The following is a 15742-nucleotide window of genomic DNA, read 5'->3' as shown; positions in this document are numbered from 1 at the left end:
AAAAAAAAGGGAATCGAGATTACACTCGATTCCCTTTAACCTAAATTTTATAAATTATAGGTTTTTGATAAGTTCGTTAGCGAACTCAGAACATTTAACTTCTTTTGCACCATCCATTAGACGAGCAAAGTCGTAAGTTACAACTTTAGAAGCAATTGTTTTTTCAACTGAAGCAGTGATTAAGTCAGCAGCTTCATTCCATCCTAAGTGTTCAAGCATAAGTACGCCTGAAAGAAGTACAGAAGATGGGTTTACTTTATCCATGCCAGTGTATTTAGGAGCTGTACCATGAGTAGCTTCGAAAATAGCATGTCCAGTAACGTAGTTAATGTTTGCTCCTGGAGCAATACCGATACCACCAACTTGTGCAGCAAGTGCATCAGAGATATAATCGCCGTTTAAGTTCATTGTTGCAACAACATCGAATTCTTTTGGACGAGTTAAAATTTGTTGTAAGAAGATATCAGCGATAGAATCTTTAACTAAGATTTTACCTGAAGCTAAAGCTTCTTTTTGTGCTTTATCAGCAGCTTCTTGACCTTTTTCAGCTTTAATAGCATCATATTGGTTCCAAGTGAAAGTTTGATCAGCGAATTCATTTTCAGCTACAGCATAGCCCCAAGCTTTGAATGCACCTTCAGTGAATTTCATAATGTTACCTTTGTGTACTAAAGTTACTGATTTACGTCCTTCTTTAATAGCGTAGTTAATAGCAGCGCGAACTAGACGTTCAGTACCTTCTTTAGAAACTGGTTTAATACCGATACCAGAAGTTTCTGGGAAGCGGATTTTACTAACTCCCATTTCATTTTGAAGGAAGTTAAGAACTTTTTTAACTTCTTCTGAGCCTTCTTTATATTCGATACCAGCATAGATATCTTCAGTGTTTTCACGGAAAATTACCATATCAACATTTTCTGGATTTTTAACTGGAGATGGAACACCTTCGAAGTGACGTACAGGACGTAAGCAAACGTATAAGTCAAGTTGTTGACGTAATGCAACGTTAAGTGAACGAATACCTCCGCCGATTGGTGTTGTAAGAGGACCTTTAATAGCGATTAAATATTCATTGATTTTATCTAGAGTTTCTTGTGGTAACCATTCGCCAGTTTTGTCGAATGCTTTTTGACCAGCTAGAACTTCTAACCATTCAATTTTCTTTTCACCATTGTAAGCTTTTTCTACTGCTGCATCGATAACACGTGAAGCGGCTGCCCAGATATCAGGACCAATTCCGTCACCTTCGATGAATGGAATAACAGGGTTGTTTGGTACGTTTAGTACACCGTTTTCTACTATGATTTTCTCGTTAGACATTATTTCTTGCCTCCTATATTCATACACGTAGGGCAGGAACTAGATTAGTCTGCCCTACGATTATTACCATTATACCAATTATCTCTCTTCAACTGGTACATATTTTTGCATACCAGGTCCAACATATTCTGCACGTGGACGGATTAAACGGTTGTTAGCATATTGTTCTAAGATATGAGCAACCCAACCAGATACACGTGAAACAGCAAATACTGGAGTGAATAGATCATGTTCAATACCTAGAGAATCGTAAACTGATGCTGAGAAGAAGTCTACGTTTGCAGGTAGGTGTTTTTGTTCTTGAATCATGTCATGAATTTTAACTGACATTTCATAAAGTTCAGGTTTACCATTTAGTTTAGTCAATTTTTCAGACATTAAACGTAAATGTTTTGCACGTGGGTCACCTTTACGGTAAACACGGTGTCCGAATCCCATGATTTTTTCTTTGTTATCTAATTTGTTTTGGATGTATGATTCAACATTATCAATTGATCCAATTTCAGATAACATCTTCATAACTTGTTCATTTGCACCGCCATGAAGTGGTCCTTTTAAAGCTCCAATTGCTGCAGTTACACCAGAGTAAATATCTGATAATGTAGCAACACATACACGAGCAGTGAATGTTGAAGCGTTTAATTCGTGGTCAGCATGAAGAACTAATGCTTTGTTGAAAGCTTCCACTTCAATTGGTTGTGGTTCTTTATCATGTAGCATATACAAGAAGTTTGCTGCATATGATAAGTCTTTTCTAGGTGCAACTGGTTCTTTACCAGCACGGATACGACCAAATGCTGTAACTACAGTTGCCATACGAGCTTGCAATTTGATAGCTTTGCGATAGTTAGCTTCAGCTGACATATCTTCTGCATCTTCATCATATAAACCTAATAAAGAAACAGCTGTACGTAAAGCAGCCATTGGGTGTACTGATTTTAGATCGTAAGTTTTGAAGTGATCTAATACCGCTTGTGGCACTACCATATTTTCTGCTAGTTGTTGTTTTAACTCAGCTAATTCGTCAGCTTTTGGTAATCTAGTGTGCCATAGTAAGTATACTACCTCTTCAAAAGATGCGTTTTCTGCTAAATCATCGATGTTATAGCCTACATATGTAAGAGTATCATCAATGATTGAGCTAATCTTAGTTTCTGCTGCTACAACGCCTTCTAAACCTTTAGTTGTTGCCATTATTTCTCGCTCCTTTTTGGGTTAACGTTAGTTAAAAACAAGTTCTAACTTTTAAATAAATCGTCAAAATCCATATGAACCTATAAGTAAATCGCTTACATTGATATTATAATAAATTTTGACGGCTTTGTGAATGAAAAACCTTCATTTTTTCTAAAAACAATGCTAAAGAGAATATTCAGACGTTTTGTAGAAAATATCATCATTATCAAGATACATAAATTGGTGGAAGAGGAAGAAGGTGACTATATTATTAATTCTCTTGATAAAAATACGAAGAATAACATAAAGCTTTGGAGTTTTATAATATTTTTGGTTTTTGTTGCATGGCTTATACTACCAGTAACATTAGCAATCGTATTAGCCTATCTTTTCTCACCTCTATTACAATTATTCCATAAAAAACTAAAAATCCCTTCATTTATTACTGCACTATTAACAGAAATTATAATTGTACTTAGTTTATCAGTAGGACTATTATTTCTTGCCACAGCATTAATGGATACTCTTCCAGTTTTAAAGGACAATTTGTTAGACGCTTCATCATTTATTCATATTCCTGATGCCATAACAACTCAGATTAGAGATCAGTTATTTGAGTTATTCGATATAATGATATCCAAAATATTTCAATCTATACAAGACATTATGCAACATCTAGTTGAGGTTACGATTTTTATCGTAGCATTTTATTTTGCATTATATGAAACAAGCCGTAATAAGCATTGGTTTTTTGTATATATTCCTTCAAATTTCAGAAAACATATAAGAAAAATTTTTGAAGAGGCTACAACATTATTTAGTTATTTTATTTCGGTGGAAATTCGTTTAGCATTTATTACTTTCGGCCTTTTATCTATCGGATTTTATATGCTCGGTTTTTCCGAACCTATAGGAAAAGCATTACTTGTCTCCGTATGTGATTTCTTACCTTTTTTAGGGATTGGTATATTCTTAATCCCGATAAGTATTTTGTTTATGGTAACTGGGAAAATGGCCATTGGAATTCAAATTATTGTTCTGTATATTATAGTACAACTTACACGACAATTTGCGGAATCAATGATGTGGGCGTCTACCATGCAAATTCGCTCGGTACACGCCTTCATCTTAAGTGCCATAAGTTTACTACTTTTTGGAGTAGCAGGTATTATTCTTAGCCCATTCATATTATTAATCGCTGTAAAGTTAAAAAAGCTACCTATTTTTGCATCAAAATAATTTGCCCTTTTTTCATCTTTTTTCTTAACCAATAATAGATGGCTGGTTTAAATAACTTTCTAGTTATTGGTATGATCAATAAAATCCCTATTATATCAGAGATAAACCCTGGAAGAACAAGTATGATAGAGCCAATAAAAGTTAATACTCCATCAATAATTGCATCACCAGGTGCTTGTCCATTTTCAATCGCAGCTTTCAATTGTTGAAAGGCATTTAACCCTTTGGATTTAGCAATATATATTCCTAATAACCCAGTAACTACAATTAAAAACATAGTAGGAATCATACCTATTAGCTTTCCCGATAGTAAGACAACAGTTAATTCAACAATTGGAACTGCAATTAAAAACAAAAGAAACTTCCGCATTGTCTGCACCTCTTTTTTAGCGTTAAAACAGAAGTAAAATTTTATGATTGCGGCTTATCATTATAAAATTCTAGATGATCCATAGTAAATTACACCTGAAACAGCATCCATTGAAACTTCTTGCTCATTTTTAATAAGTTTTGTGGCATCTTTTACACCTACAATAACCGGAATCCCTAGACTAAGCCCTACAACGGCAGCATGACTAGTTAGTCCCCCCTCTTCGGTGATCAATCCAGCACAATTTGAAATAGCAGGCATCATTTCACGATCTGATCCAATCGTAACAATAATACGTTCCGAAGTGTCTTGTGCAAGTGCTTCTTCTGCATTACGAACTACTAAAGCTTTACCAATAGCAGTAGATTTACCAATTCCTTGACCTTTTGTTAACACATCGCCAATAACATGTAATTTCATCAAGTTAGTTGTACCTGCCTCACCTACTGGAACTCCAGCTGTAATAACTACTAAATCACCGTGTTTTACATATCCTCTATCTATACTTTGTTGAACCACTTTTTCTAATACTTCATCTGTTGATGTAACTTGTGGTGCTACTATAGGTTGTACACCCCAAACAAGAGTTAGATTTCGGCACACTTCCTCTGAAGAAGTCATAGCTATGATTGGTACACCTGGTCGGTATTTAGCGATCATTTTCGCTGTATTTCCACTTTCAGTTGGTGCTAAAATAGCAGAAACTTGAAGGTTAAGAGATGTATGAACGACAGCTTGGCTAATCGCTTCAGTCATGTTAGCGCCTTTTTCTTTGCTTCTTTCATTGACAATACGTTTATGGTCTAAAGTTTGTTCAATGCGGCTGGCAATTTTATCCATTGTTTGGACCGATTCTAATGGATAAAGTCCTGCAGCAGTCTCACCGGAAAGCATGATTGCATCAGTACCATCAAGAATAGCATTTGCAACATCACTTGCTTCTGCACGAGTTGGACGAGGATTACGTTGCATGGAGTCCAACATTTGGGTAGCTGTTATTACTGGTTTTCCTGCTCTATTACATTTATGAATTAGATTTTTTTGCACGATTGGAACTTCTTCGGCTGGAATTTCTACACCCAGATCTCCACGTGCCACCATTAACCCATCAGATACTTGGATAATTCCATCAATGTTATCTACGCCTTCTTGGTTTTCGATTTTCGGAATGATATGAATATGAGATCCACCATTTTTTTCGAGTAATTCACGTATTTCCATTACATCTGAAGGACGTCTTACAAAAGAAGCTGCGATAAAATCTACTTTTTGTTCAATACCAAATAATATATCTTGAGCATCTTTTTCTGTAATTCCTGGAAGTTGAACTGAAACTCCTGGTACATTTACACCTTTTTTGTTTTTTAATACGCCTGCATTTTCAACTGTTGTATGAATAATTCCAGCTTGTTGATCAATACCTGTTACATGTAATTCGACTAAGCCGTCATCAAGTAAGATAACTGAACCGACTTGAACATCTTCGATCAATCTTTCATAAGTAATGGAAAATACTTTACTATTACCCAGAACTTCTTTCATAGAGATATCAATAGTTTGACCTGTTACAAGTTCGATTGCTCCATTTTCCATATTATGAGTTCTTATCTCAGGTCCTTTTGTATCAAGTAAGATAGATACAACTTTCCCTGTCTTTTTAGCTGCTTCACGGATTGCTTGAATACGAACTGCATGTTCTTCATGACTACCATGAGAGAAGTTCAATCGAGCAACATTCATACCTGCTTCTATTAATGAAACTAATGTTTCTTGTGATTCACTTGCTGGTCCAATAGTACAGACTATTTTCGTTTTTCTCATTGTTTACCACTCCAATTTATTAGATAGACAATTCTTTAGATAGTGTATACATAGATAGTTCATCTTTCCGTTCTTTATTAAATGCATCTTTCAACTCATAGTCTACCACCTCATGATTGCGAATGCCAATCGCTACTCCTCCACGGTTTTCCATCAAAACTTCTACCGCTTTTGCACCAAGTTGACTAGCAAGTACGCGATCTCTAGCAGTTGGGGATCCTCCTCGTTGGATATGACCTAAGACAGATACACGAGTTTCGATGTCCGCTTTTTCTTTTATAACTTTAGCTAAGTCTCCACCAGACATTACACCTTCAGCTACAATAATAATACTATGTTTTTTTCCACGTTCATGACCTTGTTTTAAACGTTGTACTAAACCTTCAATATCTGTAGTAACTTCTGGAATTACAATTGTTTCAGCTCCACCAGCTAATCCTGCCCATAAAGCTAAGTCTCCAGCATCACGACCCATTACTTCAATGATAAATGTTCTTTCATGTGAAGTAGCTGTATCACGAATTTTATCGATACATTCTATGACTGTATTTAAAGCTGTATCAAACCCGATTGTATAATCTGTACCAGGTATATCATTATCAATAGTTCCAGGTACGCCAATACACGGGAATCCTTTTTCTGATAATGCCAAAGCTCCTCTATAAGAACCATCTCCACCTATGACAACAAGACCTTCAATTCCGTGTTCTTTTAATTGCCCAATTGCTTCTTCTTGCACTTGATCTGTCTTGAATTCTGGGCATCTGGCTGAATAAAGCATTGTTCCGCCTCTTTGAATAATATCTCCAACATCACCAACATCTAAATTTTTTATTTTCCCTTCGACTAAACCTTGATATCCATGATATATACCCGCAACTTCAATTCCATGATAAAGTGCCTTTCTCACAACTGCTCGAACTGCAGCGTTCATACCAGGAGAATCTCCGCCACTCGTTAATACACCTATTTTTTTCATTTGTCTCAACCTCCTGTTCTTCTTATAGGAAAAATTGATTTTCCCATAACAAATAACGTATAAAGTGATGAACATATAAGTAAATATTGCTCATTTCCTTTGAATTATGACTAATCCTTATTATATATCAGTATTTATTATTAGAAGTTTTATGTATAACTTCCAACATGCTAATTTCTCCAAAAGAAATAAGAGGCTGGTTCAAACGATTATAATATTCGTTTAAAGCAGCCTTTTATATAAATATACCATTATTTTAATTTGTCAGACGTCTATATTGAAATCTTTATTCAGAAAAGACTCCGATTTTTCTAAATTTATCGTAACGTTGTTCGATTAATTCCTCTTCGGATAAGCTCTTTAACTCATTTAAAGAATTTAATAAAACATCTTTTAAGAATTCAGCTTGTTTATGAACATTTTTGTGGGCTCCGCCTAACACTTCTGGAATAATTTCTTCTATTATTTCTGCTTCCTTTAAATTCGGTGCTGTAATTCGCATAGCTTCTGCAGCCTTTTGTGCAAGTGCTGCATTCTTCCAAAGGATGGAAGCAGCTCCCTCTGGTGAAATTACAGAATAAGTAGAGTTTTCTAGCATGTGAACATGATTCGCTACACCCAAAGCTAATGCACCACCGCTACCCCCTTCGCCAATTACAACACTAATAATCGGCACTTTTAAACCTGCCATTTCTAACAAGTTTCTAGCGATTGCTTCACTTTGTCCTCTTTCTTCTGCCGCTTTACCAGGATAAGCTCCCTTTGTATCGATAAAGCAAATTATAGGACGACTAAATTTCTCTGCTTGCTTCATTAGACGTAAAGCTTTTCGATACCCTTCAGGATGTGGCATACCAAAATTCCGACGAATATTTTCCTTTGTGTCTTTCCCACGTTGATGACCGATAATTGTAATTGGCATTCCTTCAAAAGAAGCAATCCCTCCTACAATTGCTGCATCATCACCAAAGTTACGATCGCCATGTAGTTCGATAAAATCATTAAAAAGTTCCTTAATATAGTCGAGAGTAGATGGTCGTTCAGGATGACGCGCAATTTGAACTCGATCCCACGGTTTTAAATGGTGATAAATATCTTTTTCAAGATTTATAAAACGTTGCTCTAACTGTTCAATCTCTTTTGATAAATCCACATCTGCATTCGATGTAAATTCTTTTAACTCTGTAATCTTTGAACGTAATTGAACTAGCGGCTCTTCAAAAGGTAATGTTTTGACCAATTAAATTGCCTCCTTTACATGCAATTTTACAATTGTACTAACAGTTTTTCGCATTTCATGTCGTGGTACAACTGCATCTAACTGACCATGTTCTAATAAAAACTCAGCTGTTTGAAAATCATTTGGTAGTTTTTCTCGTACAGTTTGTTCAATGACACGTCTACCAGCAAAACCGATTAATGCTTGTGGTTCTGCTAGGTTGATATCACCAAGTGAAGCAAAACTTGCGGAAACTCCCCCCGTTGTTGGATGAGTCATAATAGAAATAAATAAGTTCCCTTTTGCGCCATGACGTTCTAATGCCACACTAGTTTTGGCCATTTGCATAAGGGAAATCACACCCTCTTGCATTCTTGCTCCACCACTTGCAGTGAAAATAATAAATGGAACCGAAAGTTCTGTTGCTTTTTCTATTGCTCTAGTAATCTTTTCACCAACTACTGACCCCATAGACCCCATACGGAAAAATGAATCCATTACAGCAACAACAACTTGTTGTCCATCTAATTTTCCAATTCCAGTTAAAACCGCTTCATTTAAACTAGTTTTTTTCATATCTGAATTTACTTTTTCAATATATCCTGGGAAATTTAGTGGATTTACTGTTTGTAAATGATCATCTAATGATTGAAATGAACCTTCATCCAAAAAATCATCAATTCGTTCTTTTGCCGTCATTTTATGATGATATTGACAGTTCGGACAAACCTTTTTGTTTTTTTGTAGATCTTTGGTTAACATCACATGATTACATTCTGGACATTTTGTCATGATTCCTTCTGGAATATCATGATTTTCTCTTGTAATCGTAATACTTTTATTAGGTTTATTTTTTTTAAATATATCTCGAATACTCATAATCACTCTCGCTCCTTATGTAAAAGTGTTGTCCAATCTTCAAAAGCCTGAATTGCTTTATTTGTATGGCCAAGCATCAGTTCACTGATGAATGTTTTTAAAACTGGCTGTTCTTCTTCTGTTGACATACCACTATAAGGTTCCTTACCATATTGTTTTAAAAGTATCCAAATCTTCAGTACAAGTCGATTATTTGATGTAATAACAATTTCTCTCATCAAGTCTTCTCGTACAATACGCCCTTCTATAATCACGTTTTTTAACAAACTTTCCCACACAGGAAGATTTCGAAGCATCTCGTCTTCAGTTACGATACGGATTGCATCTCGTTCTAAAATTTTCCTTGTTTTGTGAACATTTCTTAAAGTCTTTTCCTCTTGTAATATAAATGTCGATAACACTTCTACTAATTGATGATTACGAAAATCCGCAACAAAGGTCCCCCCACCTCTGCGGGTTTCGATCAAGCCTAATAATTCAAGGCTACGTAGTGCTTCTCTAATAGATGATCTTCCAACATTCAAACGCTCTGCTAAAACTCTTTCAGATGGAATTTTACCTCCTGGAGGAATATTCTCATCATGAATAATTTCACGCAATTCACGTACTATTTGTAAAAACATTTTAGAAGCAGGCTTATCTACGCTCATTATTAGTCTCCCCATTATTTAAGTATTATTAAAGTGGTCTGACCACTTTCGAACAATATAATCATACAAAAATTGCTAACACAAGTAAAGCGCAAAACAAAAAAACTGTGCGATAGTCGCACAGTTTAGACAAATTCCCTATTTTTTCATATTCATTTTATGGTGATATAGGCTTACATTTTTTTAATATTATTTGTGGATATCCTTTTCTTATCTCAAGAACTCCTTCTACATATAATATTTGTTCTTCTTTAATCCATTCTAGTAATTTTAAATATTCTTTTGGAAAAATAGTAATCGAAATACTTCCTGTTTCATCTTCCACTTCTACAAAGCCCATTAATTCGCCCTTTTTTGTCCTTATTTGTTTAATAGCTACAATAAGGCCAACGATTTTAACATACTCTCGATTATTCATATGCCGTACTTCATCAGCCGTATTAGAATGAATATGTTGTTCTCTTTTTACTTTTTGGACTGGGTGTATAGATATATATAAACCAAGTACATCCTTTTCAAATTGCAATTTTATTTTCTCTGGTATTGGGCTAGCTTCAGCGTACTTAGGTTTACCAAAGAAAAATGATTCATCATCTAAAAGTTGTTCCTCTTCATCAGGTCGATATAACTCAGCATGTCTTACAGCCGCATCAATAGTTGCTAAGAGTACTGCACGATCTTTTCCAAATTCATCTAGTGCACCTGCTTTAACTAAGGGCTCAATTGTTTTCCGAGTAAAATGTATGGCTGTCAAATCAATCGCCATATCAAATATATCGCGCCACTTTTTATGCCCAGCAGCTTTTCTAATTTCCATAACTTTGTTTATAAAGGTATGAGGAACACCCTTAATCGCTGACAAAGCTAGACGAATTGCACCATTTTGTACACGGAAGGATCCTCCACTCTCATTGATAGATGGACCTAGTATCACAATTCCTTTTTGCTTTGCCTCGTTCAGTATTTTATTGAATTTTTCACGATTTCCCATCGAAGAGCTTAACATTGCAGCATAAAAATAAGCTGGAAAATGAGCTTTTAAGTACGCCATTTGATAAGAAATCATACTATATGCAACTGCATGGCTTTTAGGAAAACCGTAATTTGCAAAACGAACGATTAAGTTATAGACTTCCTCTGCTATTTTCTCAGAAAACCCATTGGCTTTAGAATTCTCTACAAAATGAGCTCTTTCACTATCAAGTACTTCCTTTTTCTTTTTACTTACGGCTCTACGAAGAATATCTGCTTCTCCCATTGTAAACCCTGCCATACGTGAAGCAATAAGCATAATTTGCTCTTGGTAAACAATAACACCGTACGTTTCTCTTAAAATAGGTTCTAGTACAGGATGAGGCATATTAACTTGTTCGTATCCATGCTTTCGTCTGATATATACGGGTATAAAATCCATTGGGCCTGGACGATATAGTGCATTTACAGCAACGATATCTTGAAATGAAGTTGGTTGGATTTCACGTAAAGCTTGTCTCATTCCGTCCGATTCTAATTGAAAGACTCCTGTCGTATCACCATTTTGCAGTAGTTCAAAAGTTTTTTGGTCAAACATAGAGATTTTGTCGAATCGCAAATATCTTTGTTGATCATAGTAAATCATTGAACGGATTCGTTCTAATATAGTTAAATTACGTAAACCTAAAAAATCCATCTTTAATAGACCTACTGATTCAACTTCTTGCATTGGCCATTGTGTTAAGTATAGACCTTCACTACCTTTTTCAATTGGCGCTATATTAACGATTGGCTCAGGACATAAAACAACCCCTGCCGCATGTGTTGATGCATTACGTGGCAATCCTTCTAAATTCAGAGCTACTTGCATCCACTTTTGGCGAATTTCACTTGAGTTCACGTATTTTCTCAAAGAATCAGATTGTTGCAATGCTTCTTTTAATGTTATACCTGTTTTTCCAGGTATAAGAGAGGAGATTTGTGTCAATTCTTCATTGCTAAATCCAAAAACTCTTGCAACGTCACGAGCGACAGCCTTAGCTGATAATGTGCCAAATGTGATAATTTGAGATGTATAGTTAGTACCATATTTTTCTGCTACATACTGGATGACTTCTTGTCTCCGATAATCTGCAAAATCCACATCTATATCCGGTAATGTGATTCGTTCTGGATTTAAAAACCGTTCGAATAATAGACCGTATTTTAAAGGATCTACATCTGTTATTCGCAAACTATAAGCGACTAAAGAACTTGCTGAAGATCCCCGTCCAGGTCCTGTTAAGATATTCTTACTTCTTGCAAATTGAATGTAATCTGCGACGATCAAAAAATAATCCGCATATCCCATTTTTATAATGATATCTAATTCATAAGATAATCTGTCATAATATTCTTTTCCTGCATCAGGTACACGCTCTTGTAAACCTACTAAGCAATTTTCTCGTAATATCCCCTCGGCTGTCTTACCATCGGGAACTGGAAACTTCGGCATATAAAAATGGTTATATTCAATATCCACTTTACATGACATAAGCATTTCTTCTAATGTTTGTAGCCACTCTGGATGGTCTTCAAACCAATCGTAAAAATTGTCCCCAGTAGGTAAAAATTGCTTACGTTCTCGGGATGTAAGTTGTTCTTGATCAGCCATTTTGGCACCTGTTGAGATAGCCTTTGCCACTTCAAATGTAAATGCATCTTCTTCTTTTATAAAAGTACTTAAATGGGTTGCGCATACTTGAAGTCCATTCATTTTACAGTAAGAAATTATATTTTCTTCTGTTGGATATTTGATACCATTCGGTCGATCAATTCCTATATATAAATATTCTTTCTCAAAAATCTCGATAAGTTTCTCGACAGCGCCATAAGGTTGTTCTTGTTGCCACAAATCATTTGTAATCGGAACTAATGCTATACAACCTCTGTGATAGCCTTCTAACCATCGTAATGGTAATGTTTCATTTTCCCTTAAAGAAGTAGAAGAAGTTATCTTTAATAGATTCTGATACCCAGTAATATTCTGTGCATATAACACAATAGGTCGAATATCTTCAGTAAAAAACTCAACTCGAACTGTTAAGCCAATTACCGGATGAATAGACGTTTCTTTTAGAGCACGCCAAAAAGGCAACAGCCCATATAATTTGGAATTAGTAATGGCTGCAGCCTTAGCATTTTCTTGTTGAAGGAAGGAAATGAGCTCACTTGTGCGAATTGTACTTTTTAACATGTCCGCAGCTGTAACTATTTGGGAGTAAACAGGTTGCAACTTCATCTCTTCCTTTCCGTTTTAAGCTTCTTTACATAGCATTTGTAATTTGCTAATGATTTCATCCGCCTCTGCCCATTTAAAAATTTTAGCCCCTGAAGCCATCGGATGACCTCCACCACGATATTGTTTTGCTAAATTATTTATAATTGGTCCTTTTGAGCGTAAGCGAACACGAATCTGATCCTCTTCTTCTACAAACATAACCCAAGCTTTAATACCTTTGACATCTCCCAGAGAACCTACTAAAGCTGAAGTATCACTTGCAGTTACTCCAAATTCTTTTAAAGTACTAATAGGTAACTTAATGTAGGCTGCTCCGTTTTCATCTATTGTAAAGTTTTGATAAATATAGCCTTGTAAATGTAATAATGATCGGTCTAACTCATACATACTATTGAATAATTCTGTACGATCAAAATCATATTGAATAAGCTCACCCACTACATTAAATGTCTTTTCTGTTGTACTTGGATAGATAAAACGTCCTGTATCACCTACAATACCTGCAAATAACAGACGTGCTCCTTTCTTATCCATTTTCCAACCATCAACTTCTTGACCTTCTTTAAATAATTCATAAATCATTTCACTGCATGAACTTGCAGATGTATTCACCCATAACAAATCTCCATAAGCATCATCATTTGGATGGTGGTCTATTTTAATGAGAAATTTACCAGTGTTGTAACGTTGGTCATCCACTCGATCAGTATTAGCAGTATCTGTACAAATGACTAGTGCATTACGGTATACATCATCTGCTATTACTTCAGGCTTACCTAGATAATCGAATGCTAAATCATGTTCACCAACAGCATATACCTTTTTTTCTGGGTAAGTAGTTTGTAAAATTGCTTGTAATCCAAGTTGTGATCCGTACGCATCGGGATCTGGACGTACATGTCGATGTACAATAATGGTATCATACGATTTAATCGTTTCAATAATTTCTTTTTTCAAGAAAAATACCTCCTACAAATATATAATCTCTAAAAGGTTACCTCCTTACTTTCTACTATCTTTTTTAAGTTATTATCGTTAAAATAAAGACAGATTTACTATTTAGGAGGAACACCATGAGTAATATCTTAAATATTATTTTAGCATTATTAATCATTATTACATTTGTGTTTTACTTATATTTTAAAACAAAACAATTCCGCACAAACTTACCTATTCGTAAAAAATGGTATGCAAATAGAGCAGGCATTGCACTTGGTATGCTATTAATCCTATTTGGGATAAACCAAATTATTATATATCATACGATTCTTACATATGTAGTTTGTGCTATTTTGATTTTATTTGGCTTATACGCAACAGTTAATTATAACAAACGTGTACGCCATTATGCTCAATATATTGCGGAAGAAGAGGAATTGAACAAAAAGTGATGCACTTATTTGTGCATCACTTTTTGTATATTTGTAAAAATAGATTAACGTTCTAGTATTTGGAATGTAGCCATTGCTTTACCTACTAACATCTCTTCACTAAACACTTCAAAATCCATCTTAGCAAATTTACGACTCATATCAAGTATTCTTGGTTTTACAATTACCATTGTTTCCATTTGAATTGGTTTGATAAAGTAAATAGACATATTCTCTAATACGCTTTCTCCACGTTTTACTTTTTTCAATGTAATAGAACCAGACTCAACGATTAACGTCGTAAATGCCCCATAAGAAATAGCACCAAATTGATTTGTCATTTGTGGTGTTACTGAGAATTTCACAATATTATCTTCTTCTGAAGAATTGATCATGATTTCATTTTTCACTAAATCATCAATCGTTTCTCCATGTTGCGGTTGTCTTTGTGCCATTTGCAAAGCCTTTAATACGTCTTGACGACTAACAACTCCTTGCAATATTCCATGTTCATCAGCAACAGGTAAAAGGTCAATACCTTCCCAAATCATTCGATGTCCTGCGGTAGCAACACTTGTTTTCATCGTTACAGTAATTGGATTACGAGTCATCAAACGGTCAATTTGGTCATCTTCTTGTTTACCTATCAAATCTCTAGATGTTACAATCCCAACAATTTTACCATGCTTATCAACGACAGGATAACCACCATGATTCGTTTCAGAATTAAGGAGATTATAGTCTTTTACAGTGTCTGTCGTTTTTAAATAAGATGTGTGCGTGATAGGTACAACAATATCTTCAATTAATAAGATTTCTTTTTTTATCAATTGGTCATAAATAGCACGGTTAATCATTGTTGCAACAGTAAACGTATCATAACTTGTTGAAATAATAGGAAGCTCTAACTGGTCTGCTAATTTTTTTATTTCCTCGTTAGTATCAAAACCACCCGTAATAAGTACAGCTGCACCTGCTTTTAGCGCATACTCATGTGAGCGATCACGATTTCCGACAATCAATAGACTACCTGCATCTGTATAGCGCATCATATCTTCTAATTTCATCGCACCAATAACAAATTTTGTTAACGTTTTATGCAGACCATTTTTGCCACCTAGTACTTGCCCCTCAACAATATTAACAATCTCTGCAAATGTTAGCCTTTCAATATTCTCTTTTTTCTTCTTTTCAATACGAATCGTACCGACACGTTCAATCGTACTAACTAGTCTTCTCGTTTCAGCCTCTTTAATCGCACGATAAGCTGTCCCTTCACTTACTGACATTTCTTTAGCAATTTGTCGAACTGAAATTTTGTCTCCGACTGGTAAGGATTCAATATATTGAAGTATCTTTTCATGTTTTGTAGCCAAAAAATCACCTATTTTCTAACATCATTCTTGGCTTAAGTGTAACATATCTCGCTCATTTTCTTTAGTAATTTAGCATTAGAAGTCGATTTT

13 protein-coding genes are annotated in these 15742 nt (G+C 35.1%); 2 read left to right on the top strand and 11 right to left on the bottom strand.

Features of this window, described 5'->3' with window-relative positions; genetic code table 11:
• Positions 1-54 precede the first annotated feature (54 nt).
• Both icd and citZ read right to left on the bottom strand, forming a co-directional pair.
• The gene (gene icd, locus D1606_RS05985) at positions 55-1320 is read right to left on the bottom strand and encodes an NADP-dependent isocitrate dehydrogenase (protein ID WP_119415111.1); all 1266 of its coding nucleotides are present in this window, start codon (positions 1318-1320) and stop codon (positions 55-57) included.
• 78 nt (positions 1321-1398) lie between these two features.
• Complete coding sequence (citZ, locus tag D1606_RS05980) at positions 1399-2514, bottom strand: citrate synthase (protein WP_119415110.1); 1116 nt, start codon at positions 2512-2514, stop codon at positions 1399-1401.
• Between the two features lie 312 nt (positions 2515-2826).
• Between citZ and D1606_RS05975 the strand changes: the two genes are divergently transcribed.
• Positions 2827-3735: an AI-2E family transporter gene (locus tag D1606_RS05975; protein WP_158582322.1), complete on the top strand. Its 909-nt coding sequence runs from the start codon at positions 2827-2829 to the stop codon at positions 3733-3735.
• On the opposite strand, the gene D1606_RS05970 is transcribed toward D1606_RS05975, so the two are convergent.
• The 8 genes from D1606_RS05970 to D1606_RS05935 form a co-directional block, all read right to left on the bottom strand.
• The gene (locus D1606_RS05970; protein ID WP_119415108.1) at positions 3716-4105 is read right to left on the bottom strand and encodes an FxsA family protein; all 390 of its coding nucleotides are present in this window, start codon (positions 4103-4105) and stop codon (positions 3716-3718) included. The genes D1606_RS05975 and D1606_RS05970 overlap by 20 nt on opposite strands.
• 60 nt (positions 4106-4165) lie before the next feature.
• A complete protein-coding gene (gene pyk, locus D1606_RS05965) occupies positions 4166-5926 on the bottom strand; it encodes a pyruvate kinase (protein WP_119415107.1) in 1761 nt (586 codons plus the stop codon).
• 19 nt (positions 5927-5945) lie between these two features.
• Positions 5946-6905 carry a 6-phosphofructokinase gene (gene pfkA / locus D1606_RS05960; RefSeq protein ID WP_119415106.1) on the bottom strand — a complete coding sequence of 320 codons (960 nt, stop codon included), beginning with the start codon at positions 6903-6905 and terminating at the stop codon, positions 5946-5948.
• Between the two features lie 286 nt (positions 6906-7191).
• Complete coding sequence (accA, locus tag D1606_RS05955; protein ID WP_119415105.1) at positions 7192-8145, bottom strand: acetyl-CoA carboxylase carboxyl transferase subunit alpha; 954 nt, start codon at positions 8143-8145, stop codon at positions 7192-7194.
• On the bottom strand, positions 8146-9003 hold the full coding sequence (gene accD, locus D1606_RS05950; RefSeq protein ID WP_119415104.1) for an acetyl-CoA carboxylase, carboxyltransferase subunit beta: 858 nt from the start codon (positions 9001-9003) through the stop codon (positions 8146-8148). It lies immediately after the preceding gene.
• 2 nt (positions 9004-9005) lie between these two features.
• The gene (locus D1606_RS05945) at positions 9006-9653 is read right to left on the bottom strand and encodes a FadR/GntR family transcriptional regulator (RefSeq protein WP_119415103.1); all 648 of its coding nucleotides are present in this window, start codon (positions 9651-9653) and stop codon (positions 9006-9008) included.
• A 157-nt stretch (positions 9654-9810) separates the two neighbouring features.
• Positions 9811-12906: a DNA polymerase III subunit alpha gene (dnaE, locus tag D1606_RS05940; RefSeq protein ID WP_119415102.1), complete on the bottom strand. Its 3096-nt coding sequence runs from the start codon at positions 12904-12906 to the stop codon at positions 9811-9813.
• Between the two features lie 15 nt (positions 12907-12921).
• On the bottom strand, positions 12922-13863 hold the full coding sequence (locus D1606_RS05935) for a DHH family phosphoesterase (RefSeq protein ID WP_119415101.1): 942 nt from the start codon (positions 13861-13863) through the stop codon (positions 12922-12924).
• Positions 13864-13979: 116 nt separating this feature from the next.
• Between D1606_RS05935 and D1606_RS05930 the strand changes: the two genes are divergently transcribed.
• The gene (locus D1606_RS05930; protein WP_119415100.1) at positions 13980-14297 is read left to right on the top strand and encodes a YtpI family protein; all 318 of its coding nucleotides are present in this window, start codon (positions 13980-13982) and stop codon (positions 14295-14297) included.
• Between the two features lie 44 nt (positions 14298-14341).
• Here the strand turns inward: D1606_RS05930 and D1606_RS05925 are convergent, their stop codons facing one another.
• Positions 14342-15652, bottom strand: a complete 1311-nt coding sequence (locus tag D1606_RS05925) for a DRTGG domain-containing protein (RefSeq protein ID WP_119415099.1) — start codon at positions 15650-15652, stop codon at positions 14342-14344.
• Positions 15653-15742: the final 90 nt, after the last annotated feature.

The sequence above is a fragment of the Rummeliibacillus sp. POC4 genome (genome assembly GCF_003576525.1).
Taxonomy (GTDB): Bacteria; Bacillota; Bacilli; order Bacillales_A; family Planococcaceae; genus Rummeliibacillus.
This window is presented reverse-complemented; position numbering and strand designations above follow the sequence as displayed.